Source organism: Methanococcoides orientis, from assembly GCF_021184045.1.
GTDB lineage: Archaea > Halobacteriota > Methanosarcinia > Methanosarcinales > Methanosarcinaceae > Methanococcoides > Methanococcoides orientis.
Genome location: NZ_CP073710.1, coordinates 253,690 through 275,198, shown reverse-complemented (window position 1 = coordinate 275,198; position 21,509 = coordinate 253,690). Strand labels below are relative to the sequence as shown.

The window sequence follows — 21,509 nt, the reverse complement described above, 5'->3', positions numbered from 1 at the left end:
AATAAGAAAAGATGATCTGCTTTTTAGATCTCTTTGAACACTTTTGCCATTGACTCGCCACGAACATGGATCGAAAATTCAGAGAAGTATCCAAAGACAGTAGTGTGAACATCAAATCCTTTACTATCCAGCTTTTCTTTGATAGCTAAAATTACCTCTACTGCGAACTCAGGAGAAGATTTGCTAGAAGAGAGATGAGCAAATGAATGAAGGACTATTCTTTTTTTATTTACTTTATTGAGGTACCATTTCAAATTTGCCACTGCACTTTTTACCACTTTGTTCTTTCTTAATTCATCCTCTGCCTCAACATGAATGAAAACAACTGCCGTATCTTCTATCTTTTCCTCTCTTTCAGCATCATCTACGTGATCAAGGGTCTTGCTGAAGGTTTCAAACCAAAAATATTCCGTATCGAACATTAGCATTTTCATGGATCCTTATCCTCCGTTAATGATATTGTAAAATATTATAGCAGGCTTTTTCTAAGGTTACATCATTGTTAAAGTATTGAATTAGGTTAGTAAAATATTCTCACATACATAGCAGCACTGTTTGCGGTAAGAAGTGCCGATGAAGAGAAAAACAGAAGAATATAGATATAGTGATAACAAATATTGCCTCATTGAATATCTACAATATTAAACAGATAATAATTATGGTTGATTCAAATGGATAAAATAATAGCAGACTTTGAACTTGATGTAAGAGGACAGTGCTGCCCTTACCCACTTATCAGGACAAAGGAGATGGTGGATGAGATGGAAACAAATGAAATACTGCTGGTCATAGCAAATGAGGCCATGACACCTCAAAACATCGCCACCTGGGCAAAAAAGACAGGGAATGTACTGCTTGCTGTTGAAGAAGAGGGAGGCATTTTCAACATATACGTCCGCAAAGCCTGATATTCATTCCCGTTGATGTTTTTGTTCTCTGATGCTATAATACTTTGACCTTTTTATCCAATACTACAGACGCCGCCACCGTCCTGGTAGTTCTCATCCTCAATTGATGTTATCGACGGATCTTCACCACATACCGGACATGAAGGGTTCTTACGGACCTTAATCTCATCGAAAGACATTCCAAAGGCATCATAGAATATAAGCCGACCTTTCAACAGGTCTCCGAATCCCAGCAGGTATTTGATGACCTCCGTTGCCTGAATAACACCAATGATTCCCGGAAGTACTCCGATAACTCCGGCTTCCTGACAGCTTGGAACCATTCCGGCAGGTGGTGCATGTTCAAAAAGACACCTGTAACAGGGACCTTCATCCGGAAGGATGGTCGTGACCTGACCTTCGAATCGGAAAATACTGCCATGTGACAGAGGTTTTTTTGCAAGCACACAGGCATCGTTTACTAGATAGCGGGTTGCAAAATTGTCGGAACCATCCACTACGATGTCGTAATCGTTTATTATATCAAGAATATTGTCAGGACTTATCCTTTTCTGATAAGTGATAACCTTCACATCGGGATTTAAATTCTCAACATATTGTCTTGCAGATTCAACTTTTGGAATGTCGACATTCCCACCATGTATGACCTGTCTTTGAAGATTGCTGAGATCCACAACATCATCGTCAACTATCCCGATAGTCCCAACCCCGGCAGCAGCCAGGTATTGTATGATAGGAGATCCAAGTCCTCCTGCACCTATACAGAGTACCCTGGAAGACAACAGTTTTTGTTGTCCCTTTCCGCCAACTTCCTGCAGTATGATGTGTCTTGAATACCGCCGGATCTGTTCTTCAGTAAATTCGCCTAACATTTTTGCCTCCCTGAAATAATTTATCGCAATGAATTGCATCGACCATGATCCTTTCACAATTTCTGTGAGGGATTGCAATTCGTACTGTCATTTTCAAAAAAGTGTAATTTCCTAATAAATAGGTATAGAAAGCGGCAATTTTGTGCAACCACGCCCCAAATATCACAAAACCCAACTCATAAGACATCAAATTAGAATATAGGCAATTATTGCCCCATAACCAATGGTAATATTATAATGTGTTTTTATGTTTAATAGTTAATATTCATACATTATTAGGAGACAAATAAAATGAGTAAAGTAATTGGATTAAAATGCAGAGAATGTGGTGCTGAATATCCGAGTGGAATCCAGAATACCTGCTATGAATGTTTCGGACCTCTTGAAGTGCACTACGACTGGGACGAGATACAGAACACAGTAAGTAAGGAGAAGATCGCCAGAGGCCCTCCGTCCATATGGAGATATGCAGACCTGCTTCCAATAGATGGTACGAATTATGTTGACCTTGGTTCAGGTTACAACAAGTTACATCATGCAAAGAACCTTGGAAAGGAACTGGGACTTAAAGAATTATACATTCTTGATGATTCTGTCAATCCCACAAATTCGTTCAAGGACAGGGTAACATCCGTGGCTGTAAGCAAGGCATTAGAACTCGGCGCCACCGCAATTGGATGTGCATCCACAGGAAACCTCGCATCCGCTGTAGGAGCACATGCTGCAAAAGCAGGGATTCCATCATATATCTTCATACCTTCCTCGATCGAGCTTGGAAAGATAACACAGATGCTCGCATACGAACCAAACGTCGTAGCAGTTGATGGCACCTATGATGATGCAAATCGCCTTGCAAGTGAGGTCGCAGACCAGAATCCCGACTGGGCATTTGTCAACATAAACATAAGACCATATTATACGGAAGGTTCCAGGACACTTGCGTTTGAAACTGCTGAACAGCTCGGATGGAATGCTCCGGATCACATCGTTGCACCACTTGGAAGCGGAGCACTGCTCTGTGCCCTTACCAGAGGTTACAGAGAACTTGAAAAGATAGGTTTTGTTGAACCCGAAAGGAAGATCAGGATATCAGGTTCACAGCCAACAGGTTGTTCTCCGATCTCGACTGCTGTCCAGAACGACACGGAAGTTATCCCAATAAGGGAACTTGACACGATAGCCCACAGCCTTGCGATCGGAAACCCTGCTGATGGATATTATGCAAAGCAGGAGATCCAGAATTCCGATGGATATGCTGCATCTGTGACGAATGAGGAGATACTTGAGGCCATATTCCTGCTTGCAAGAACTGAAGGTATTTTCACAGAACCTGCCGGCGGGACAACGGTTGCAGGTCTTAAGAGACTTGTAGAAAGCGGCCATATTGACCCCGATGAAAGAACAGTTGTATATGTAACAGGTAATGGTCTAAAAGCACAGGATACGATTGCAGGAGCAGTTGAGAGTCCTGAATCAATCAAGCCGTTATATTCCGAATTCACGAAGAAGTACAGCAATATTACAAAAAACAATAACTAATGATCAAGAGGTGAAGTAAAATGGTATCTATAAGATTTTCATCAGCATTGAACAACATAACGAAAACAAGATCAACAAGCATCGATCTGGGTGATACTACAGTAAAGACCCTTTTTGATACACTTACTACTGAGTACGGCGAAGAGTTTGAAAGACGCCTGCTTCATGATGGAGAGGTGCGAAGATTCGTTAATGTCTACGTCAATGGGGAAGATATAAGACATCTTTCAGGTCTTGCTACAGAAATTACCGATGCTGACGAAATTTCAATATTGCCAGCAGTAAGCGGAGGCTGATCTTTAAAATAACAGGGGAAAGCAGGCCGGTAAATCCGAAAAAATGATCGAGCACAAAAGGCCTGCCAGTCCTTGGAGTGGTGAACCTATGATGAAATTGAGAATCGGACACCTTTCAACCATGTACCATACCTCATTCATACTGATGGGAATGGACTGGCTTAAAAACGCAGGCATAGAACCTGAGTGGAAACTTTTTGGAGGAGGGCCTGCAATTGTCCGGGCGCTTGAGAACAACGAGCTTGATATCGGATATATCGGACTTCCTCCTGCAATGATAGGAATAGATCACGGTTTGAAGATCAAGTGCATTGCAGGCGGTCATGTCGAAGGCACAGTGATGATCGCTAATCCCGAATTTCTAACACTCGATGAATGTAGAAATGACCGAACACTTTTTTTGGAGCAATTCAAAGGCTATACGGTAGCCTGCCCTCCTTCCGGCTCCATTCATGATGTGATTATAAAGAACTATATCAAAGAAGCAGGGCTTGAGAATGACATTGATGTCCTCAACTATGAGTGGGCTGACATGATCCCCGAAGCAATAGCAGACGGGGAGATCAAAGTTGCAGTTGGAACACCATCACTGGCTGTTGTGGCAAAGAGATACTGTGATACAAAGATAGTGACCCCGCCTGAAAAACTATGGCCTGACAATCCAAGTTACGGTATAGTTGCAACCTCTGAGATGATCGAAAGCTCACCGGATGTTCTTTTGAAGTTCATAAAGTTGCATGAGAAAGCCTGTGTATTCATTCGTGAGAACACTGAAGAAGCAGCAAAATTGGTTGCCGAGACCATAGAGATAATTGATTCTGATTTTGTGAACGAGATGTATAAAGTATCACCAAAATACTCAGCAGGCATATCAGAAGAATATATCAGCTCCACCATGAGATTTGTAGATGTACTGAACGAACTTGGATATATTTCAAAGAAACTCAATCAGAAGGATATCTTCGACCTTCGGTTTGTTGAAAAATTGGGACGTTAAACTAACCATTTTACCTTTGTACTTTTTTATATTCATAGCTTTTTTCGCATACACATTTTTTGTTTTTTAGTCATTTTTATCTTAAATTAGCTTTTTCGGTTTTAAGCTCTGAAAAAAGATTTTAAAGAAGAAGCTACATCTGCAATAACCTCATCAGCAGCATACCAATCGGAAATGTGTCCAGAATAGAGAGGAAATAACTCTGCACCTATCTATTAAATGCAGAGGCATCCCATCTCAATCAATTCAACTGCTCAAATGATCAGAGCACAAAACTACTGATACGCCTGATCTCGTAACGATCTTGCACAGATCCTCAATTGTGTCGGAATATTGCTCACTTCCAACCGGGACTCCTTTGCAAAGGGTTTCCTGTAGCAGATCATCATCCACGTAGATACAATGTGTACCCTTCATGGAAAGGCGGTCATAATTGGACTGTGCCTCTTCCCTTTTATCTCCAGGATAACGGATAACCTTCGCAGTCACAGCCTTGCATGCTTTGTCAGGAGATACCTGATTGTATTTCGTGATCATACCCGCAGCAGCAGTCTGGTTGGTGTGAGGATCAATTACAATAAATGAACCTGTGATCTTGTTCTCAGAATAAATGTCGGCAAATATCGGGGCCTTTAAATCGATCTTAACTTTTCCGATCTCATTTAAGCTCAAGAACTCCGAAGTTTTCATGCTGATGTCTTCAGGATCGAACTCATGAAGTACTTCTGAGAAATTTCCTTTAACCATGCTGGTAGTATGCTTGATCACATAATCTTTCCCGACCTCCATGGGAGCATTATCCATCCAGACCAAGTTTGCCTCCAGACTGCCGGCAATTACAGGAAGGTCATCAACCTTTGCGATCAGATCACCGCGACTTATGTCAACGTCATCCTCAAGGCAAAGGGTTACTGCCATAGGAGCATAAGCATAATCCAGATCACCATCATACGTAACGATACTTGAGATCTTACTGGTTTTTCCCGAAGGGAGAACTCTTACCTTATCTCCTTTGTGGACCACGCCTGAAGCTATTGTGCCACAATAACCCCTGAAATCATCGCCCCCTCCCCAGTTAACATACTGGACGGGGAATCTGAATTCTGTCAGGTTGCGACCACCGGTCACATTTACGTTCTCCAAATAATCAAGCAACGTAGATCCCTTATACCAAGGCATATTGTCGCTTCTTTCGATTACATTGTCACCTTTGAGGGCACTTAGGGGTATGAAGTAAATTGATTCATCCGATAATTTATCAGCAAAGGCATTGAACTCACTTACAATATTCTCGAACACTTCTTCTGAGTAGTCAACAAGATCCATTTTATTGACGGCAACTACAAAGTTCCGGATACCAAGAAGCGATGAGATAAATGAGTGACGTTTTGTCTGTGTTACAACTCCGTTCCTGGCGTCAATGAGGATTAGGGCGAGAGATGCATTTGATGCACCTGTAGCCATGTTCCTTGTATATTGCTCATGCCCTGGGGTATCTGAAATAATAAAGCGCCTTTTAGGGGTCGAGTAGAACCTGTATGCAACATCAATTGTAATTCCCTGCTCCCTTTCAGATTTAAGACCATCAGTTACCAGAGAATAATCTATTTCCTGGTTTCTGTGGGCTTTCGAGAATGTCTTTATTAAATTCAGTTGATCCTCAAATATTGATTTTGAATCATATAGTAATCTCCCAATAAGGGTTGATTTACCATCATCCACACTTCCTGCAGTGGCAAAGCGTAATAGATCAATATTCTGATTTTGTTCAACTAAAGATTCGGAACCCTTCAAAAGTATCCCTCCTTCTTCTTTTGCTCCATGGAGCTATCCTGGTCGTGGTCGATCACCCTTGTGATACGCTCGGAATGGCGGGCAACCATCATCTCCTCAATGATCTTCGGCAGAGTGTCTGCCTCTGACCTTACTGCACCTGTACAGTAGTGGCATCCCAGTGTCCTGAAGCGGCACATGACCTCCTTGACCTCTTCCTCGTGCTCATCCGTATAAACCGGAATTAGTTGACCATGCTTCTCAATGACCGGTCTTTTCTTTGCGAAGTAAAGAGGAACGATCTCAATATTTTCATGGTAAATATATGTCCAGATATCAAGTTCTGTCCAGTTCGAGAGCGGGAATACCCTTATGGATTCCCCGGGATCTATTTTTGAATTAAAGAGATTCCATAATTCAGGTTTCTGGTCCTTTGGATTCCACTGGCCATGCTTGTCGCGGAATGAATAAATTCTTTCCTTTGCCCTTGATTTTTCTTCATCTCTCCGGGCACCACCAAACGCTGCATCATAGCCACCTTCATTTAAACCATCAAGGAGTGCTTTTGTTTTAAGCTCGGCACAACATTTGACCGTCCCCACCGTAAGTGGATTTATCCCTTTTTTGAGGGCTTCTTCGTTCCTGTGAACCTTCAGATCAAGGTTGTGTTTTTTTGTATAATAATCCCTGAATTCGTACATTTCAGGAAACTTGTATCCGGTGTCAATATGCAATAAAGGGAAAGGCACTTTTTTCGGATAAAAGGCCTTAATCGCCAGATGGGCCATGACCGACGAGTCCTTACCTACCGAATACAACATCACTGGATTTTCAAATTCTGCAGCAACTTCTCTGATAATGCCTATGCTTTCTGCTTCAAGTGTCTTTAGATTTGAAAGCCGATAAGATTCTTCCGTAGTGACCATATTTGACCCTCCACTTATTTTTTGATAAATATATTCAATGACGTTCTCAATTGAACCTGTGATCTTTTATTCTGAAATCTTGATTCTGATTTTTAAGACTGTGATCTAACATTTCCTGAATGAAGTCCACATTCTTTCTTGGTTGCTTCTTCCCACCACCAGCGTCCTTCACGTTCATGCTGTCCCGGCAGTACAGGTCTGGTACATGGTTCACAGCCAATGCTGACATATCCCTTCTCATGGAGTTCGTTGTACGGAACATCGTTTTCCCTTATATAATCCCAGACCTGTTTGGAAGTCCAGTTGGCCAGAGGATTGAACTTCACAAGTGTACCGTCACCAAATGCCAAATCAAATTCAGCCACGGGTATTTCTGCACGCGTGTTAGGACTCTGGTCTTTACGCTGGCCTGTGATCCATGCAGACCTCTTGCTAAGGGAACGTCTTAGTGGATCGACCTTTCTGGCACCACAACATTCCTGGTGACCGTCCTTGTAGAATGAGAACATACCCTTCTTGAGGACAAGTTCTTCGGTCTTTTCCCTGTTAGCAAAGAAGATCTCCAGTGGGATGTTATAATGCTCCCGCACCACGTCGAAGAACTTGTAGGTTTCAGAGTGCAAACGACCTGTATCAAGGGAAAATACACTGACTTGTGCCTTGATCTTAGTTGCCATATCAATGAGCACAACATCCTCAGCACCACTGAATGCAATAGATATGCCTGAGCCAAACCTGTTCAGTGCATACTCAAGGATCTCCTGCGGTGAACTGTCTTTATAATCTTCAGCAAATTGTTCGATCTCTTTTATTATTTCCGGATCCTTTTCTGGCATGATCTCTTTTTCCTGTGATCTTGATGAAATATTATGAGAAACTGTGATTATAAGCATAAATAAAATGAGGTCCGTACCAGCAGTTCCTTACTGATGGTACAAACTCTCAAATTATTCCAGCACAAAGGCCTTGAACTCTTCAAGCCCTACACGCTGGATAGTATCTCCAAATCGTTCTCCTGAAGTTGCTTCTATATTGAAGAACTCCACAGACCTCTCAATGATCCTGAACAGAGTATCTTCGTCTACAAGCTCGGTCAGTCTGATACCAAGTCTTGGATGTTTTCCAACCTTGCCACCAACGTAGACCGTGTACCCTTCTCTTGACTTGACCCATGCCTCAGTTGGGCATATCAGGAGACACTGACCACACAAGTTGCATTTGTCCCTGTAATAATGCAGGGCACCATCCTCGACCTTGATAGCATCTACTGGACATACTGTTTGGCAGAGACCACAATAGGTACATTTATCCTCTACCCATTTTGGTTCAAGCCCACCCATTACACCAAGGTCGTTCTCCTGTGGTTTCATACATGATGATGGACAGCCTGTAACTGCAAATTTGAACTTGCCGGGAAGTTCCATGGCAAAGTACTTCTCATCGATCTTTTTTGCGATATCCTCTGCATCGATCAGTCCACGCGGACAGATGAGATTCCCCTGGCAGGCAACTACTCCACGAACTCTCGGACCACAGGTACCCTGGCGAACATTTCTGTTCTCGAGTTCGTCAAGAAGGTTCTCTGCATCATCAAAAGGAATATATGATATCTCAAGCCCCTGTCGTGCAGTTATGTGAACCTCACCCTTGCCATACTTCTCAGAAGCATCAGCGAGTGCCCGAAGCTGATCAGCGGTCAGCTGACCACCGACAACGCGAAGCCGCATTGAGAAAAGGTCTTCCTTCTGCCTCTGGCGAAGAAAACCGCCCTGTTTGAGCCTGTCATAGTTGATAGTCTTATTACCCATGTATTATCACCGTAAGTTCCGCAGATATAGATATATATGTATATAAAAAGGCAAAAGTTGCACTCTTTTTAGTGGTAATTTTAGCCCCATTCCCCACTGCTATATAACAAATTACCTTTCATATGCTATATATTTACTCCAAAAATAAAACTTGTAAATAAAACTTGTAAATAAAGCTAAGTAAATCGAGAGCTATAAAGTAAACGGAACGAAATCAAGGGAGTTACTAACAAATGATCATAGCACTGGCTGCCATTGCATCTGCGATCTTCATGGGGATCAACATTGGCGGGAACAATGCAGCCGCTGCCATGGGAGCAGCATATGGTGCACGAGCCCGTACCAAAAGACAGGCAGTAACATTAATTGCAATATTTTCCCTGCTTGGTGCTGTACTTAGTGGTGAGGAAGTTATCAGGACCCTTGGTGAGGGAATTGTTCCAGGCAACACGATAACCCTTACTGCAGCGATCATTGCAACAAGTGCAGCTGCCATCAGCCTGTTCATCGGAAATATACTGAAGGTCCCCATATCAGCCAGTCAGTCAGCTGTAGGAGCTATTGTCGGAATTGGCATATTCTACGGGGTACTCGATACCCAGCTGCTATCACAGATCGTGGGTTGGTGGATAGCCACACCGGTACTTGCCTTCGTGCTTGCGTATCTTTCTGGCAAATATATTCACCCCAGGCTTGTGGTCTGGCTTGTAGAACATGAATCTGAAGCACAGATAAGAAGCACTATTGCAAAACTCCTGACTGTGACCGGTTGTTATGTTGCTTATTCAGCAGGTGCTAACAATGCTGCAAATGCTGTTGGTCCTATTGTGGGAGCAGGATTTATGGATCCGACAACCGGAGCTGTTATCGGAGGGCTTACACTTGGCATTGGAGCTATACTGATAGGTGGCCGTATCCTTCAGACAGTTGGAACGGACATCGCGGAGATCTGTACTATACGTGCGATCTTCATCGAAGCCATTGCAGCTATCATCGTACATGGTGCATCCCATTACGGCATTCCTGTGGCACTTGGCCAGTTAGTACCTGCAGCTGTCATTGGTATTGGATGTGCTAATAGGGGCATAGATACAATAAAGAACAAAACTGTAAAACGGATCGTGACCATGTGGATCACATCACCACTGGTAGCAGGTCTGATAGCATATACTGCCATCAGTCTTGTTTCATAAAAAGATAAGTATACCCGATCCGGATAATATTAATTCGGATCGATGCATTATGGAATATAATATCTTTTCACTCAATATTAAAATGCGTAATATTAGTGATCAGCTCTGACAGTTTCATCTGGCATTTTCTTTTTTAAGCGATTCTTCTGCCCTGGTCATAATTTCTTCATTGTCTTCATAGATCTTCCGGACATTGTCCATTGCGCGATTAAGGCGCTTTTTCAATAGTACAAGTTCCCTGTCTGAAAGATCATACTCAGGTACATTGTCTATCCACAACTGTTGTACCTCGATAAGAGCGTCTATCGCTGACTTTGTCCTGTTGATCGTTGTAGCGTCCATAGAACTTCTTATATATGCAAGATATTAATAAGGTAATGGGGGAGGCAATAATTGTCAGGATACCATTTGTTATTTATCTGGCAGTTAATAGACCATCGATGACATTAATAGAACTGTATTATTCCGATATTTGCATGAACTGCCATTATGTCAGGAACCAGATAATAGAAGTTCTCCCCGAAGGTGTTATGTTCAAGGAAATAAACGTAACAAGCCTGGAAGGTGCTGAAAGAGCAAAGCAACTCGGGATAGAAGAAGTGCCTACTATCACTATTAATGAGGAAGTTGTGTTTATCGGTCGAGTGGAAAAGGACGAGATACAAGAGGAACTTGAAGGCTTCCTCTGAGCAAGAAGAATTGTATTAGACCAACAGAATACAGGAGGAATTCCAACTGAATCTTGATATTTATAAAAATTTAAACAGGGGTATTGAAAGCACATACATTAACCTGAACCCGATCCAGCGGGGAGGAGTGCTTACCGCTGAGGCCAGAAAAGCAGCACTTGAATTTGCGGATGGTTATTCAGTTTGTGACTTCTGTTTCGAATCAAGGGTCGATCTTGTCCAAAACCCCCCTGTAAGGAATCTTACAGCAGATATTGCAGAATTCCTGAATATGGATGACGTGAGGTTCACAGCCGGTTGCCGCCATGCAAAATGGGCAGCAATGCACATGGTCACAGAACCCGGTGAGACCCTTGTACTGGATTCACTTGCACATTATACATCATATCTTGCAGCAGAGGCGAACCAGCTGAAGGTCGTTGAGGTACCACATAGCGGCTACCCGGAATTTACAATCGATCCTGAAGGATACGCAGAAAAGTTCGAGGAAGTTGAACGCAATACCGGTTCACTACCAGCACTGGCATTGCTTACACATGTTGATTATCGTTATGGAAATGTGGCAGATGCTGCATCCGTTGGGAAGATCTGTAAAGAATACGGTGTTCCGTTCCTGCTGAATACAGCTTACTCTTCAGGAATAATGCCTATTGATGGAAAGAAACTTGGTGTGGACTTCCTGTGTGCTTCCGGACACAAAAGCTGGGCGGCATCCGCCCCAATGGGAATACTTGCAACTACCTTTGAATGGAACCAGCAGGTATTCGATAAGTCAACCATCCGAGGTGACTGGAGTGGACGTGGCTTCACTAAAAAGGAGGTTGCCCTGTTTGGATGCTCACCTGTATTTGGAGTTCCGGTGATGTCACTTATGGCATCATTCCCGAGTGTTGTGGAACGTGTGAAGCACTGGGATGAACATGTCGAGAATGCAAGATACCTTGCATCTCAGCTCGAGCGTATAGAAGGATTTCACCAGATGGGTGTCAAGCCAACAGAACATACACTTGTAGCATTCGAATCCCTCCCGCTCTTTGAAGCTGCTGCCAAGACCAAGAAACGTGGTTATTTCCTATACCATGAACTTAAGAAGCGAAAGATAATTGGAATCCAGCCCGGGATGAGCAAAAGTTTCAAATTAAATACATTCGGACTCAGCAGAGTTCAGGTAGAATACGTCGCAAACGCTTTCATTGAGATAGCAAGGAAATATGATATACCGGTGGAGGATGAAGCATGAAATATACGGAACTGACAAAACAGTTCAGACAATTCTTCGAGTTGCCGCTTACACCGGTTGCCGTGAAGTTCAATAGCGACGATGAGCCAAATATTCCGCACCCAATGCGTTATTGTGAGATCGTGAGAAAAGCAGCAGCCTTTGGTACATCCTATACTTGTTCAGCTGATGATATGTCATGTGCAAGCGCAGAACTGGCACTTGGTTTCACAGAACCTGCTTATGGGGATGTGTATCCAAGAATGAAACCTGCGGATACCAGGACAATGACCGTCACACCGCTTGACAGATGTGAATTCGAACCTGATGTTGTGGTGGTTGTAGGAACCGCAAGTAAACTCATGCGTGTAGCTGCAACACTCTCCAAAGTGAAAGGAGATATGGTTAATGCAAAATTTAAAGGTGAATTCGCTGTCTGTGGAGAATGTACGACCATCCCGTTAATGGAGAACAAGGTGAACCTCTCACTTTTGTGTGCCGGAGCTCGTATGTTCAGCGATTACAGGAACGATGAGATCGTGTTCGGGTTCCCTATGGAGGCCTTTGTTGAGCTCACAGAATCACTGAAGGAAGAGAGTATCACAAAAGCACTTTGTGGCTGTCTTATGGATGACCTGCCGGCACGTTTGGTGGATGCAATCCTTGCACTTGGTTTCACGAAAGGCACGGATCATTTCATCGGACGTTTCGGGGATGAGATCGTAAGGCTATACATTCCAAAAGACGAAAGCGGGAAGAGCTCTTCAGTTACACTGCATGTTCCAGTCAAATTCAAAGATGCGGCTGCAGCAAAAGCTTCAGATGATATGGCATCCTACCTGTTCGAGGAACCGATGAACTATCGCCTCAGGGACAACTGGATGGATGCAATATTGCTGATCGAACTCCACGAACCGATAAGACGTGCAGCCATGAAACCTGAAAAGTTCAACGCACTTGTTAACAACGGAATAGAAGTAATGCTGGACCGTGTTGCTAAATTCAAGCGCAAGACGATACAGTGAATTTTTAGTAAAAGTGGATCTCACATGAGTTGTAGAAGATCTACTTTTGTTTACTTTTAAAAGAATAAAATAATTAAAAATAAGGCTTTACCGAGAGATCAGGCTTTTTTAATGTGAACTTTCCAGATGTTATTTTCTTCTTTGTCAATACCAAGAATCGTATGACCCTCATTCTTCACACTTTTAGGAACATTTGAAATCGCAGGTGCATAATCAAAAACGACCGTGAGATTATCACCACTTTCCAGCTCCTCTAATTGTAATTTGGTTTTTACGAAAGTAAAGGGACAAATCTCCCCCCTAAGATCTAATTCGATCGAGTCTTCAGTCATTTTTTCACCTTTGGTCATTAATATTGGAATGAAAATAGCTCTACTTCTAAAGATATAAGAGCTAAGATACAGGCAAATAAAGACGTATTCTTCATCAATCCACTGTAAGACCAGAATACAAAATATGCCGTAGATCTTATTTAACAGATGTGTATTGCCGATATGCTTATATATTAGAGACTTGTATTCACAAGTGTGACTTCACAATAGTGAATTTGCAACGTACCATATCAAACTATGGTGCGACTATATTCAACCTATACAAAGGAGTAATGAAAATGAGGGATCGCTTTTGTTGACAATCACGAGAAAAACGTACAGATAAAGAAAAGCATCGAAGAGCCAAAGGACAAACACCTGAGAAAGACAATTGAAGCGTTGCCACCTTCTGCAAAACTTGTCTACAAGGTACTTGAATACGGTGGTCTTCTGACACAGAAAGAAATCGCCGAACAAAGTTATCTTCCCCCACGCACTATCCGATATGCATTGGGAAGACTGAAGGATGAGAATTTCCTGCAAGAAAGATTCTACTTCAAAGACGCGAGGCAAAGCCTGTATGGTCTGAAAGAAATGACCAACCAGCAGGCAGCAGGCGAAACAGTTTCACAGGCTGAATTTGATTTTGCCAATGTATATACTGTACCTAAGGAGTACGAAGTATTGGCAACATAAATTTAATTCTGTAAAAAAAGATCAACTTAATAACCTGGAAACCAATTATCAAAATCAATTGGTAAAAGGTGTTACAACCAATGGCGAACTCATTGTGAGAATAATGAGCTCATTACTCATTTTTAACTATTTTTTATTTTCCCAAAATATCGTTTGTAAATCGATAATGAAAATAAATTATCATTAGGATACATCTTCAGATTAGATATATGAAGAGTATTGAAATTATAGTCAGATCACCAACATGATTGGAATGGTTTATTCAGATCAAGAAACAATCCCATATTTTCAATTATCTCTATTATCCAATGGTTTAATTATTAGTTAGAAGGCATACTGCAGGCTGTAGAGATCATTCAACTAAACTAAAAATAATCAGATAAGTATAGCAACTATGATCTGCAAAACTGTGATCATGAATAAGAACATATCAGAACAGCAAACCCAAAGCTAGTGAGTTAAGATCAGTTAAAGAAAAGGGGCAATTGAGTAGAAAAGGAGTGTGTCTGCCGCTATGGCCGCCGTACTCTGACTCTTATTAATGGATGAAAGCCAAGATCCGAATCCAGATCAGCGCTTCTGCAGCGCGCGACCTTTGAGCTTTGCTCAAGAAATCAGGATACTGAATAAGACCTTACTTTTGTTAATGAATGAAAGCCAAGGTCCGGATTCGAACCGGAATGGAATCGCTCTGCAGGCGATTGCGTAGCCGCTCCGCCACCTTGGCATTTGAACGAATCCTAGTAGGTAATACAGGCATATAAGCCTTTACATTCCGACAATGAAGGCACAAGTCTGATGATTAGTCACCCGCTCAGTACTAACTTTAAGCAAAGCTCAAGGACTGTTGAATACAAGAAAAAAGATAAAGTTACTACTCATGAGTTGTAGCAGATCGAAGAAAAGTTAAGGTAAAGAGTGAGCATAGCAGCGACGCAGATTTCCCGAGGACTCTCGTACCTCAGTACAGTAAGCAACGTGGGCAGGCTTATCTTCTGTGTTCGGAATGGGAACAGGAGTTGCCCTGCCGCTATGGCCGCCATACTCATCTCTAATACTGGAAATGATCATGTTATTATATTACATATCAGATTTCGCCTGGACAAAGCAAAACGGATGAGGCACAGATATTAGTGGCCGCGGACTGAACACCTCGTTGCCTTGGTGCGTACATCCCGACTCTATCAATCCGGTCTTTTACCGGAATCCTTAACGTAGTCTCTTTTTAGGTCAGATTTCGAGCTTAGATGCATTCAGCTCTTATTCCTTAGCGCGTAGCTGCTCGGCAGTGCCTTGTCAGACAACCGATCGACCAGTGGCGCCGTTGCTCTGTTCCTCTCGTACTAAAAGCAACTTACCCTCAGACTACAGACACCTCTAGTAGATAGTAACCGACCTGTCTCACGACGGTCTAAACCCAGCTCACGATCTCCTTTAATAGGCGAACAACCTCACCCTTGGCTGCTGCTGCACAGCCAGGATGGAAAGAACCGACATCGAGGTAGCAAGCTGCCGGGTCGATATGTGCTCTTGCCGGCAACGACTCAATTATCCCCGGGGTAACTTTTCTGTCATCTTTAGCCCGCACCAAGCGGGACATAAAGGTTCGCTAGAACCGACTTTCGTCTCGTGATCCGCTACTGTGCCGAATCACGTCAGGCTAACTTATGCTCTTGCACTCTTCAGTAGGTTTCCGACCCACTTGAGTTAACCATTGCGCGCCCTTGATATCTTTTCAAGGGCGTCCCGCCCCAGGCAAACTGCCCACCTATCGGGGTCCTCCTCTCGGAGTAAGGGGCGTAACTTTGGAAGGGTAGTGTCCCAATTGACTCCACCGATGCTGGCGCACCGGCTTCGACGTCTCCTACCTACACTGTACATCCAAAATCACACCCCAGCGACAGGCTGCAGTAAAGCTCCACGGGGTCTTCACTTCCCCCTAGAGGTCTCTAGACTCTGCACTAGAATGTAAGCTTCACCGGACTCTGGCTAGGGACAGTAGAACTCTCATTGATCCATTCATGCAAGTCGCCAATTAAGCGACAAGGTACTACGCTACCTTAAGAGGGTCATAGTTACCCCCGCTGTTTACAGGCCCTTCTTTCCGTTGAACCGAAGTTTCAGGTACCTGCACTGAGCAGGATTCAGAGATCGTACTAGCCCTTACGGGTTTGCGATCTCCTATGTTGATATTAGACAGTTAGAGTTCTCTGGTCACTGCGACCTGCCGTCTACACGGCAGGCACTCCTTCTCCCGAAGTTACGGAGCCAATTTGCCGAATTCCCTTAGCCAAATTATTCCGACACGCCTTAGCCTTTTCAGCTAGGGGCACCTGTGTCAGATCTCGGTACGGACATTTAACTCCCTTTTCACGGGTTCCAGGGTGAAGCTGACTTTCGCCATAACATATTCGTCTGCTTCTCGCCATTACGGCTCTCCACAGAGTTCGATGCTTAGACGGCGCGACGGCGCCGCTCAGCCTGCCCCGAAACGTCAGTTTTATTGTTAAATGGTACAGGAATATTAACCTGTTTCCCTTTTGATGTACTCGAATTACGGTACAACTTAGGACCGACTAACCCTCGGCTGACGATCATTGCCGAGGAAACCTAGCCCCTTCGGCGGTCAGGATTCTCACCTGACTATGCTGCTACTATTACCAGGATTTTCGTTTCCGCTCGGTCCACAGGACTTCACAGCCCTGCTTCTGCCCAAACGCAACGCCTTCCTACAAGATTACCTTTCGGTACTCCGTGGTATCGGTGGTCGACTTGAGCCCCGTCCATTTTCGGGGCCCCAAACCTCGACTGGTGGGCTGTTACGCACTCTTTAAAGGATAGCTGCTTCTAAGCTAACCTTCCAGCTGTCTAGGGCTTAGGACGCCCTTTAGTATTAACACTTAGTCGACACTTAGGGACCTTAACCACGGGCTGGGTTGTCTCCCTTACGGACTACAAGCTTACCCCAGTAGCCCGGACTCCAACCTTCTACGACGACGGTGGGTTCGGAGTTTGACAAGCGGCTGAGGGATTTCTCCCCCGGGACCACCAATCAGTGCTCTACTCCACCGACTATCTCCAGTTAGGTCATGCTGCGACATGTTTTGGAAGGAACCAGCTGATGCCGGGTTAGATTAGCCTTTCACTCCGAGACGCAGGTCACACGAATGATTTGCAGATCAATACCGCTTGCGGTCCTCCACGTAGCTTTCGCCACGCTTCAACCTGCCCACGCCTAGATCACCCGGCTTCGGGTCGTAACTTAGTGACTCCACGCACTTGTATACGCCGCACCTCACCCCGTGAGGGGTTGCGTGCTTGTTGCTTTCGCTTCGGCTTCCCAGATAAAAGGTTAGCCATCGCCACTTAGTTACACTCCCTGGCCCGTTCTTCAAAACGTATGATATGACATCGGCATTAGAACTCGTACTACAACCTCGCGGTTGATTCCTTCGAACTAAAGATCCTTTCATGCCATATCGCTCCATCACCATCAGGTTTCAGGCACTTTTAACCTCCCTTTTGGGGGTACTTTTCAGTTTTCGGTCACCCTACTACTTCGCTATCGGTCTCAAGACGTATTTAGTTTTGGAAGTTGGTGCCTCCCAAATTCCCGCGTGATTTCCAACACACGGTACTCAGGAACATTTCCAGTTCCTCTTTTCTTTGCTTACGTGACTTTCACACTCTACGGTCTAACGTTCCAGAAAAGTTCAGCTAAGAAAAGGTCGGAACCTTAGAAAGTTCCTACAACACCACATCTCCCTCACATTACTGGAGGGATTCAGTTTGAACTTTGCCGTGTTCATTCGCCATTACTAACGGCATCTCTTCGATTTCTCTTCCTGCCCCTACTAAGATGTTTCAATTCGGGGCGTTCCCGATCATGACTGATCAGCACAAATGTGCTAAGAGGTCTCATTAGGAAATCTCAGGTTCATAGATTCCATGCGTCTACCCTGAGCTTATCGCAGCTTGGCACGTCCTTCATCAGCGCTTGAGCCGAGCCATCCACCTGACGGCATAATTACCAGAGTCCATCTCACTTTGTCCAGTGAGCGTCTGATATGTAATATATACATGATCTCATAGCGCCCAATATCGGGGAAAGGGCGCATCCATCCTTCCCAAGCAACATTACTTGCTCGGTGCACTTGATGATTGTGAATCGTAATTGATCCAATGGACTTGCTGGGATTCGAACCCAGGGCCTTCGCCTTGCAAAGGCGACGATCTTCCAACTGATCTACAAGCCCTCGCTCGCATTTTTTCCAGCGAAATCTTGTTTCATTGAAGTGGTTTGTTGAAAGTGGCAGTTTATCGATTTCTGACTGATAGCGTTGATCCGCTTTGTGCGGATCGTTGCTTAGGAGGTGATCCAGCCGCAGATTCCCCTACGGCTACCTTGTTACGACTTAACCCCCCTTGCGAAATTTAGGTTCGAACACGGCACAAAATCCGTGCCCTCACCCATACCTCACTCGGGTGGTTTGACGGGCGGTGTGTGCAAGGAGCAGGGACGTATTCACCGCGCTATGTTGAAACGCGATTACTACGGATTCCAGCTTCACGAGGACGAGTTACAGTCCTCGATTCGAACTACGGCTGGGTTTAGGAGATTACCATCACCTTTCGGTGTAGGAACCCATTGTCCCAGCCATTGTAGCCCGCGTGTAGCCCGGGAGATTCGGGGCATACTGACCTACCGTAGCCCGCACCTTCCTCTGGTTTAGCACCAGCGGTCCCCACAGAGTACCCATCATCCCGAAGGACATGCTGGCAACAGTGGGCACGGGTCTCGCTCGTTGCCTGACTTAACAGGATGCTTCACAGTACGAACTGACGACGGCCATGCACCTCCTCTCAGCGATTCAGGTAAAGTCTTTAGCTTGACCTACATCTTGCTGTCGCCCCCGGTGAGTTTTCCGGCGTTGAGTCCAATTAAACCGCAGGCTCCACCCGTTGTAGTGCTCCCCCGCCAATTCCTTTAAGTTTCAGCCTTGCGGCCGTACTTCCCAGGTGGTTCGCTTCACGGCTTCCCTACGGCACCAGAAACGGTCGCACCGTCCCTGACACCTAGCGAACATCGTTTACGGCTGGGACTACCCGGGTATCTAATCCGGTTCGTGCCCCCAGCTTTCGTCCCTCACCGTCGGACCCGTTCTGGTAAGACGCCTTCGCCACTGGTGGTCCCACAGGGATTACAAGATTTCACTCCTACCCCTGTAGTACCTCTTACCTCTCCCGGTCCCAAGTCTGACAGTATTCCCCGGAAGCCTAACAGTTAAGCTGTCAGATTTCCCGAAGAACTGATCAAACCGGCTACGGACCCTTTAGACCCAATAAAAGTGATTACCACTCGGGCCGCCGGTGTTACCGCGGCGGCTGGCACCGGTCTTGCCCGGCCCTTGCTAACACATGCCGTTTACACATGTGGACAGCCAACATAATATGCTGGCACTCGGTATCCCCTTATCGCGGTTTCCCGCATTGTAAAGTTTTCGCGCCTGCTGCGCCCCGTAGGGCCTGGATTCATGTCTCAGAATCCATCTCTGGGCTCTTGCTCTCACAACCCATATCCGTCGTAGGCTAGTAGGTACCTTACACCCACTACTACCTGATAGACCGCAGATCCATCCTTAGGCAACCGAAGTCTTTGAACCAAAAAGCATTCCAGCATGAATGGTTTATTCGGAATTATCTCCAGTTTCCCGGAGTTATGCCGAACCTAAGGGCAGGTTATCCACGTGTTACTGAGCAGTTCGCTATGTTCACGAAGAACATTTAACTCGCATGGCTTAGTCGAATACCGATAGCAGTAACCTCTGGCAGGATCAACCAGAGTTATTTGTTAAAGCACACAAAATTTGGAAGTTAACTAAGAAAATTGTCGGAAAAGAACTCTTTTGTTTAATTAGAGAGTTGTTTTCTTTGCACAATGTTGGTTAGTTCTGTTTGATAGATAAAGTCACTATCAGTCAGAATTAACCGAACTGCCACTTTCAACGTCAGACCGGAAAAGCTCCGGTCTCCACTAATGATTTTGAAATGGAGGTGATTGAAATTCCACGCACGTTGTGCGGGATTCTCATAATATATCTCATCGCATATATACCTTCCTGATCGGAAGATTATGACACATTTTTGGAGAATGTGCCGATATACGTGAAATCTATGACGTTTTTCGAACTCTCAGTAGATCGTGTCAGAATCGACAGCGACCAGCTCACTGAGAGCACCCCTACAATAGCTCACTCGTATTTATATATTGTGTGTCAGTGAGTGACATGGATATATATGCAAGGGTGATTTGATACTTCGAACGATCAAATATTAATGCAGATTTGCATCAGCATTGCTTTTTAAGAACCAGAAATCAATGTAAATTTGTCCACCAATAACAATCTTGAAAATAAACAGAGGGACTAGAATACATTATAGGATCGGAGAATTTTGCAACACGACCCCACCACATAAATTGATGACTTTTTTACACCAAAGTTACTAATTAATCAAGCAAAAATAAACATTCATCCAAATATCATTATGCAGGATATCTAGAAAACATCCAAGTCACAATTAAAGATTACTACCCTTATTAGATCACGACAGATCCAGGATATGGTCAAACAAAGGATAGCGTTCAAAAATATAGACCTGACCTCTTTGAACGGAATATAACAGATCCCTTTGGCAATAATAGAAATAAATGAAAAATTACCCGATATAAGATGGGTAAAAATAGAGGCAAATTAATTGGATTGAGCCCTAGGTTGATTCGTTAAAACTCTATGAGCAAAGGCACATGAAAATGAAACATGATCAAAAAATATAATTAATTAGAGAAATAAAACAAGAAAAAATAAGAGAATACACCAGCCGGGAATCGAACCCGGGTTCGAGCGTTGGCAACGCCCGGTGATAACCGCTACACTACTGGTGTGATATGCATTTTTTTGGTGCCCAGACCCGGATTCGAACCGGGGACAACTGCCTCTTCAGGGCAGCGCTCTCCCACTGAGCTACCTGGGCTTTGAGAGCAACCAATACATATCGTTTTTCGATATAAACCTATCGAATCGACATAATTTAAAGATTTGTGGTGGGCCCGCGGAGAGTCGAACTCCGGACCTCCGCCATGTCAAGGCGACGTCATAACCATCTAGACCACGAGCCCATTCTGCTTGTTTGTTGTCCAGTAAAATTGAATCCTGAACAACGCGTCTGTTTCGTATTTGCTTCGAACCATGCTGCCCG

The 21,509-nt window shown here is 44.2% G+C and carries 17 protein-coding genes, 5 tRNA genes and 3 rRNA genes; 9 read left to right on the top strand and 16 right to left on the bottom strand.

Annotation, left to right across the window (positions count from 1 at the left end):
* Window positions 1-23 precede the first annotated feature (23 nt).
* The gene (locus J7W08_RS01535) at window positions 24-434 is read right to left on the bottom strand and encodes a threonyl-tRNA synthetase editing domain-containing protein (protein ID WP_233084919.1); all 411 of its coding nucleotides are present in this window, start codon (window positions 432-434) and stop codon (window positions 24-26) included.
* A gap of 237 nt (window positions 435-671) precedes the next feature.
* Between J7W08_RS01535 and J7W08_RS01530 the strand changes: the two genes are divergently transcribed.
* Window positions 672-908, top strand: coding sequence for a sulfurtransferase TusA family protein (locus J7W08_RS01530; RefSeq protein ID WP_233084918.1), 237 nt, complete (start codon window positions 672-674; stop codon window positions 906-908).
* Window positions 909-961: 53 nt separating this feature from the next.
* On the opposite strand, the gene moeB is transcribed toward J7W08_RS01530, so the two are convergent.
* The gene (moeB, locus tag J7W08_RS01525) at window positions 962-1,780 is read right to left on the bottom strand and encodes a molybdopterin-synthase adenylyltransferase MoeB (protein WP_233084917.1); all 819 of its coding nucleotides are present in this window, start codon (window positions 1,778-1,780) and stop codon (window positions 962-964) included.
* Between the two features lie 291 nt (window positions 1,781-2,071).
* On the opposite strand from moeB, the gene thrC reads away from it, so the two are divergent.
* From thrC to J7W08_RS01510, 3 genes are all read left to right on the top strand, one after another.
* Window positions 2,072-3,319 carry a threonine synthase gene (gene thrC, locus J7W08_RS01520; RefSeq protein ID WP_233084916.1) on the top strand — a complete coding sequence of 416 codons (1,248 nt, stop codon included), beginning with the start codon at window positions 2,072-2,074 and terminating at the stop codon, window positions 3,317-3,319.
* A 20-nt stretch (window positions 3,320-3,339) separates the two neighbouring features.
* A complete protein-coding gene (locus J7W08_RS01515) occupies window positions 3,340-3,615 on the top strand; it encodes a ubiquitin-like small modifier protein 1 (RefSeq protein WP_233084915.1) in 276 nt (91 codons plus the stop codon).
* Window positions 3,616-3,703: 88 nt separating this feature from the next.
* Window positions 3,704-4,612, top strand: coding sequence for an ABC transporter substrate-binding protein (locus tag J7W08_RS01510; RefSeq protein ID WP_233084914.1), 909 nt, complete (start codon window positions 3,704-3,706; stop codon window positions 4,610-4,612).
* A 246-nt stretch (window positions 4,613-4,858) separates the two neighbouring features.
* On the opposite strand, the gene cysN is transcribed toward J7W08_RS01510, so the two are convergent.
* The 4 genes from cysN to J7W08_RS01490 form a co-directional block, all read right to left on the bottom strand.
* Complete coding sequence (gene cysN / locus J7W08_RS01505; RefSeq protein WP_233084913.1) at window positions 4,859-6,406, bottom strand: sulfate adenylyltransferase subunit CysN; 1,548 nt, start codon at window positions 6,404-6,406, stop codon at window positions 4,859-4,861.
* Complete coding sequence (gene cysD, locus J7W08_RS01500) at window positions 6,403-7,311, bottom strand: sulfate adenylyltransferase subunit CysD (RefSeq protein WP_233084912.1); 909 nt, start codon at window positions 7,309-7,311, stop codon at window positions 6,403-6,405. The genes cysN and cysD overlap by 4 nt, the downstream gene beginning before the upstream one ends.
* Window positions 7,312-7,403: 92 nt before the next feature.
* Window positions 7,404-8,204 carry a phosphoadenylyl-sulfate reductase gene (locus tag J7W08_RS01495; protein ID WP_233084911.1) on the bottom strand — a complete coding sequence of 267 codons (801 nt, stop codon included), beginning with the start codon at window positions 8,202-8,204 and terminating at the stop codon, window positions 7,404-7,406.
* A gap of 54 nt (window positions 8,205-8,258) precedes the next feature.
* On the bottom strand, window positions 8,259-9,119 hold the full coding sequence (locus J7W08_RS01490) for a ferredoxin-like domain-containing protein (protein WP_233084910.1): 861 nt from the start codon (window positions 9,117-9,119) through the stop codon (window positions 8,259-8,261).
* A 233-nt stretch (window positions 9,120-9,352) separates the two neighbouring features.
* Between J7W08_RS01490 and J7W08_RS01485 the strand changes: the two genes are divergently transcribed.
* Window positions 9,353-10,312 carry an inorganic phosphate transporter gene (locus J7W08_RS01485; RefSeq protein ID WP_233084909.1) on the top strand — a complete coding sequence of 320 codons (960 nt, stop codon included), beginning with the start codon at window positions 9,353-9,355 and terminating at the stop codon, window positions 10,310-10,312.
* A gap of 114 nt (window positions 10,313-10,426) precedes the next feature.
* Here the strand turns inward: J7W08_RS01485 and J7W08_RS01480 are convergent, their stop codons facing one another.
* Window positions 10,427-10,654, bottom strand: coding sequence for a hypothetical protein (locus J7W08_RS01480; RefSeq protein ID WP_233084908.1), 228 nt, complete (start codon window positions 10,652-10,654; stop codon window positions 10,427-10,429).
* A gap of 14 nt (window positions 10,655-10,668) precedes the next feature.
* Here J7W08_RS01480 and J7W08_RS01475 point away from each other — a divergent pair, with 14 nt between their 5' ends.
* The 3 genes from J7W08_RS01475 to J7W08_RS01465 are packed head-to-tail and all read left to right on the top strand — an operon-like array spanning window position 10,669 to window position 13,245.
* Entirely contained in the window at window positions 10,669-11,001 is a 333-nt protein-coding gene (locus tag J7W08_RS01475; protein ID WP_233084907.1) for a thioredoxin family protein, read from the top strand.
* Between the two features lie 28 nt (window positions 11,002-11,029).
* Complete coding sequence (pscS, locus tag J7W08_RS01470) at window positions 11,030-12,241, top strand: O-phospho-L-seryl-tRNA:Cys-tRNA synthase (RefSeq protein ID WP_310742513.1); 1,212 nt, start codon at window positions 11,030-11,032, stop codon at window positions 12,239-12,241.
* On the top strand, window positions 12,238-13,245 hold the full coding sequence (locus tag J7W08_RS01465; protein WP_233084906.1) for a DUF169 domain-containing protein: 1,008 nt from the start codon (window positions 12,238-12,240) through the stop codon (window positions 13,243-13,245). Before pscS ends, J7W08_RS01465 begins: the two co-directional genes overlap by 4 nt.
* Window positions 13,246-13,343: 98 nt before the next feature.
* Here J7W08_RS01465 and J7W08_RS01460 read toward each other — a convergent pair whose 3' ends face one another.
* Window positions 13,344-13,595, bottom strand: a complete 252-nt coding sequence (locus J7W08_RS01460) for a sulfurtransferase TusA family protein (protein WP_233084905.1) — start codon at window positions 13,593-13,595, stop codon at window positions 13,344-13,346.
* 360 nt (window positions 13,596-13,955) lie between these two features.
* Between J7W08_RS01460 and J7W08_RS01455 the strand changes: the two genes are divergently transcribed.
* A complete protein-coding gene (locus J7W08_RS01455) occupies window positions 13,956-14,252 on the top strand; it encodes a winged helix-turn-helix domain-containing protein (RefSeq protein ID WP_233084904.1) in 297 nt (98 codons plus the stop codon).
* 655 nt (window positions 14,253-14,907) lie between these two features.
* Here J7W08_RS01455 and J7W08_RS01450 read toward each other — a convergent pair.
* From J7W08_RS01450 to J7W08_RS01415, 8 genes are all read right to left on the bottom strand, one after another.
* Window positions 14,908-14,979 (bottom strand) — tRNA-Cys (locus J7W08_RS01450).
* A gap of 195 nt (window positions 14,980-15,174) precedes the next feature.
* Window positions 15,175-15,296: ribosomal RNA gene (gene rrf / locus J7W08_RS01445) — 5S ribosomal RNA — on the bottom strand.
* A gap of 67 nt (window positions 15,297-15,363) precedes the next feature.
* Window positions 15,364-18,291: ribosomal RNA gene (locus tag J7W08_RS01440) — 23S ribosomal RNA — on the bottom strand.
* Between the two features lie 144 nt (window positions 18,292-18,435).
* A tRNA-Ala gene (locus tag J7W08_RS01435) sits at window positions 18,436-18,508 on the bottom strand.
* 112 nt (window positions 18,509-18,620) lie between these two features.
* A 16S ribosomal RNA gene (locus J7W08_RS01430) occupies window positions 18,621-20,097 on the bottom strand.
* Together the 16S, 23S and 5S rRNA genes with 2 tRNA genes alongside form the textbook arrangement of a ribosomal RNA operon.
* Before the next feature lie 1,026 nt (window positions 20,098-21,123).
* Window positions 21,124-21,195, bottom strand: a tRNA-Gly gene (locus J7W08_RS01425).
* Window positions 21,196-21,209: 14 nt separating this feature from the next.
* A tRNA-Phe gene (locus J7W08_RS01420) sits at window positions 21,210-21,284 on the bottom strand.
* A 68-nt stretch (window positions 21,285-21,352) separates the two neighbouring features.
* Window positions 21,353-21,429: transfer RNA gene (locus J7W08_RS01415), tRNA-Val, on the bottom strand.
* Window positions 21,430-21,509: the final 80 nt, after the last annotated feature.

Excerpts from the sequence above, each read along its gene's own strand:
- J7W08_RS01535 (WP_233084919.1), bottom strand. The coding sequence starts at position 434 with ATGAAAATGCTAATGTTCGATACGGAATATTTTTGGTTTGAAACCTTC.
- J7W08_RS01530 (WP_233084918.1), top strand. The coding sequence starts at position 672 with ATGGATAAAATAATAGCAGACTTTGAACTTGATGTAAGAGGACAGTGC.
- moeB (WP_233084917.1), bottom strand. The coding sequence starts at position 1,780 with ATGTTAGGCGAATTTACTGAAGAACAGATCCGGCGGTATTCAAGACAC.
- thrC (WP_233084916.1), top strand. The coding sequence starts at position 2,072 with ATGAGTAAAGTAATTGGATTAAAATGCAGAGAATGTGGTGCTGAATAT.
- J7W08_RS01515 (WP_233084915.1), top strand. The coding sequence starts at position 3,340 with ATGGTATCTATAAGATTTTCATCAGCATTGAACAACATAACGAAAACA.
- J7W08_RS01510 (WP_233084914.1), top strand. The coding sequence starts at position 3,704 with ATGATGAAATTGAGAATCGGACACCTTTCAACCATGTACCATACCTCA.
- cysD (WP_233084912.1), bottom strand. The coding sequence starts at position 7,311 with ATGGTCACTACGGAAGAATCTTATCGGCTTTCAAATCTAAAGACACTT.
- J7W08_RS01495 (WP_233084911.1), bottom strand. The coding sequence starts at position 8,204 with ATGCTTATAATCACAGTTTCTCATAATATTTCATCAAGATCACAGGAA.
- J7W08_RS01490 (WP_233084910.1), bottom strand. The coding sequence starts at position 9,119 with ATGGGTAATAAGACTATCAACTATGACAGGCTCAAACAGGGCGGTTTT.
- J7W08_RS01485 (WP_233084909.1), top strand. The coding sequence starts at position 9,353 with ATGATCATAGCACTGGCTGCCATTGCATCTGCGATCTTCATGGGGATC.
- J7W08_RS01480 (WP_233084908.1), bottom strand. The coding sequence starts at position 10,654 with ATGGACGCTACAACGATCAACAGGACAAAGTCAGCGATAGACGCTCTT.
- J7W08_RS01475 (WP_233084907.1), top strand. The coding sequence starts at position 10,669 with ATGCAAGATATTAATAAGGTAATGGGGGAGGCAATAATTGTCAGGATA.
- J7W08_RS01465 (WP_233084906.1), top strand. The coding sequence starts at position 12,238 with ATGAAATATACGGAACTGACAAAACAGTTCAGACAATTCTTCGAGTTG.
- J7W08_RS01460 (WP_233084905.1), bottom strand. The coding sequence starts at position 13,595 with ATGACCAAAGGTGAAAAAATGACTGAAGACTCGATCGAATTAGATCTT.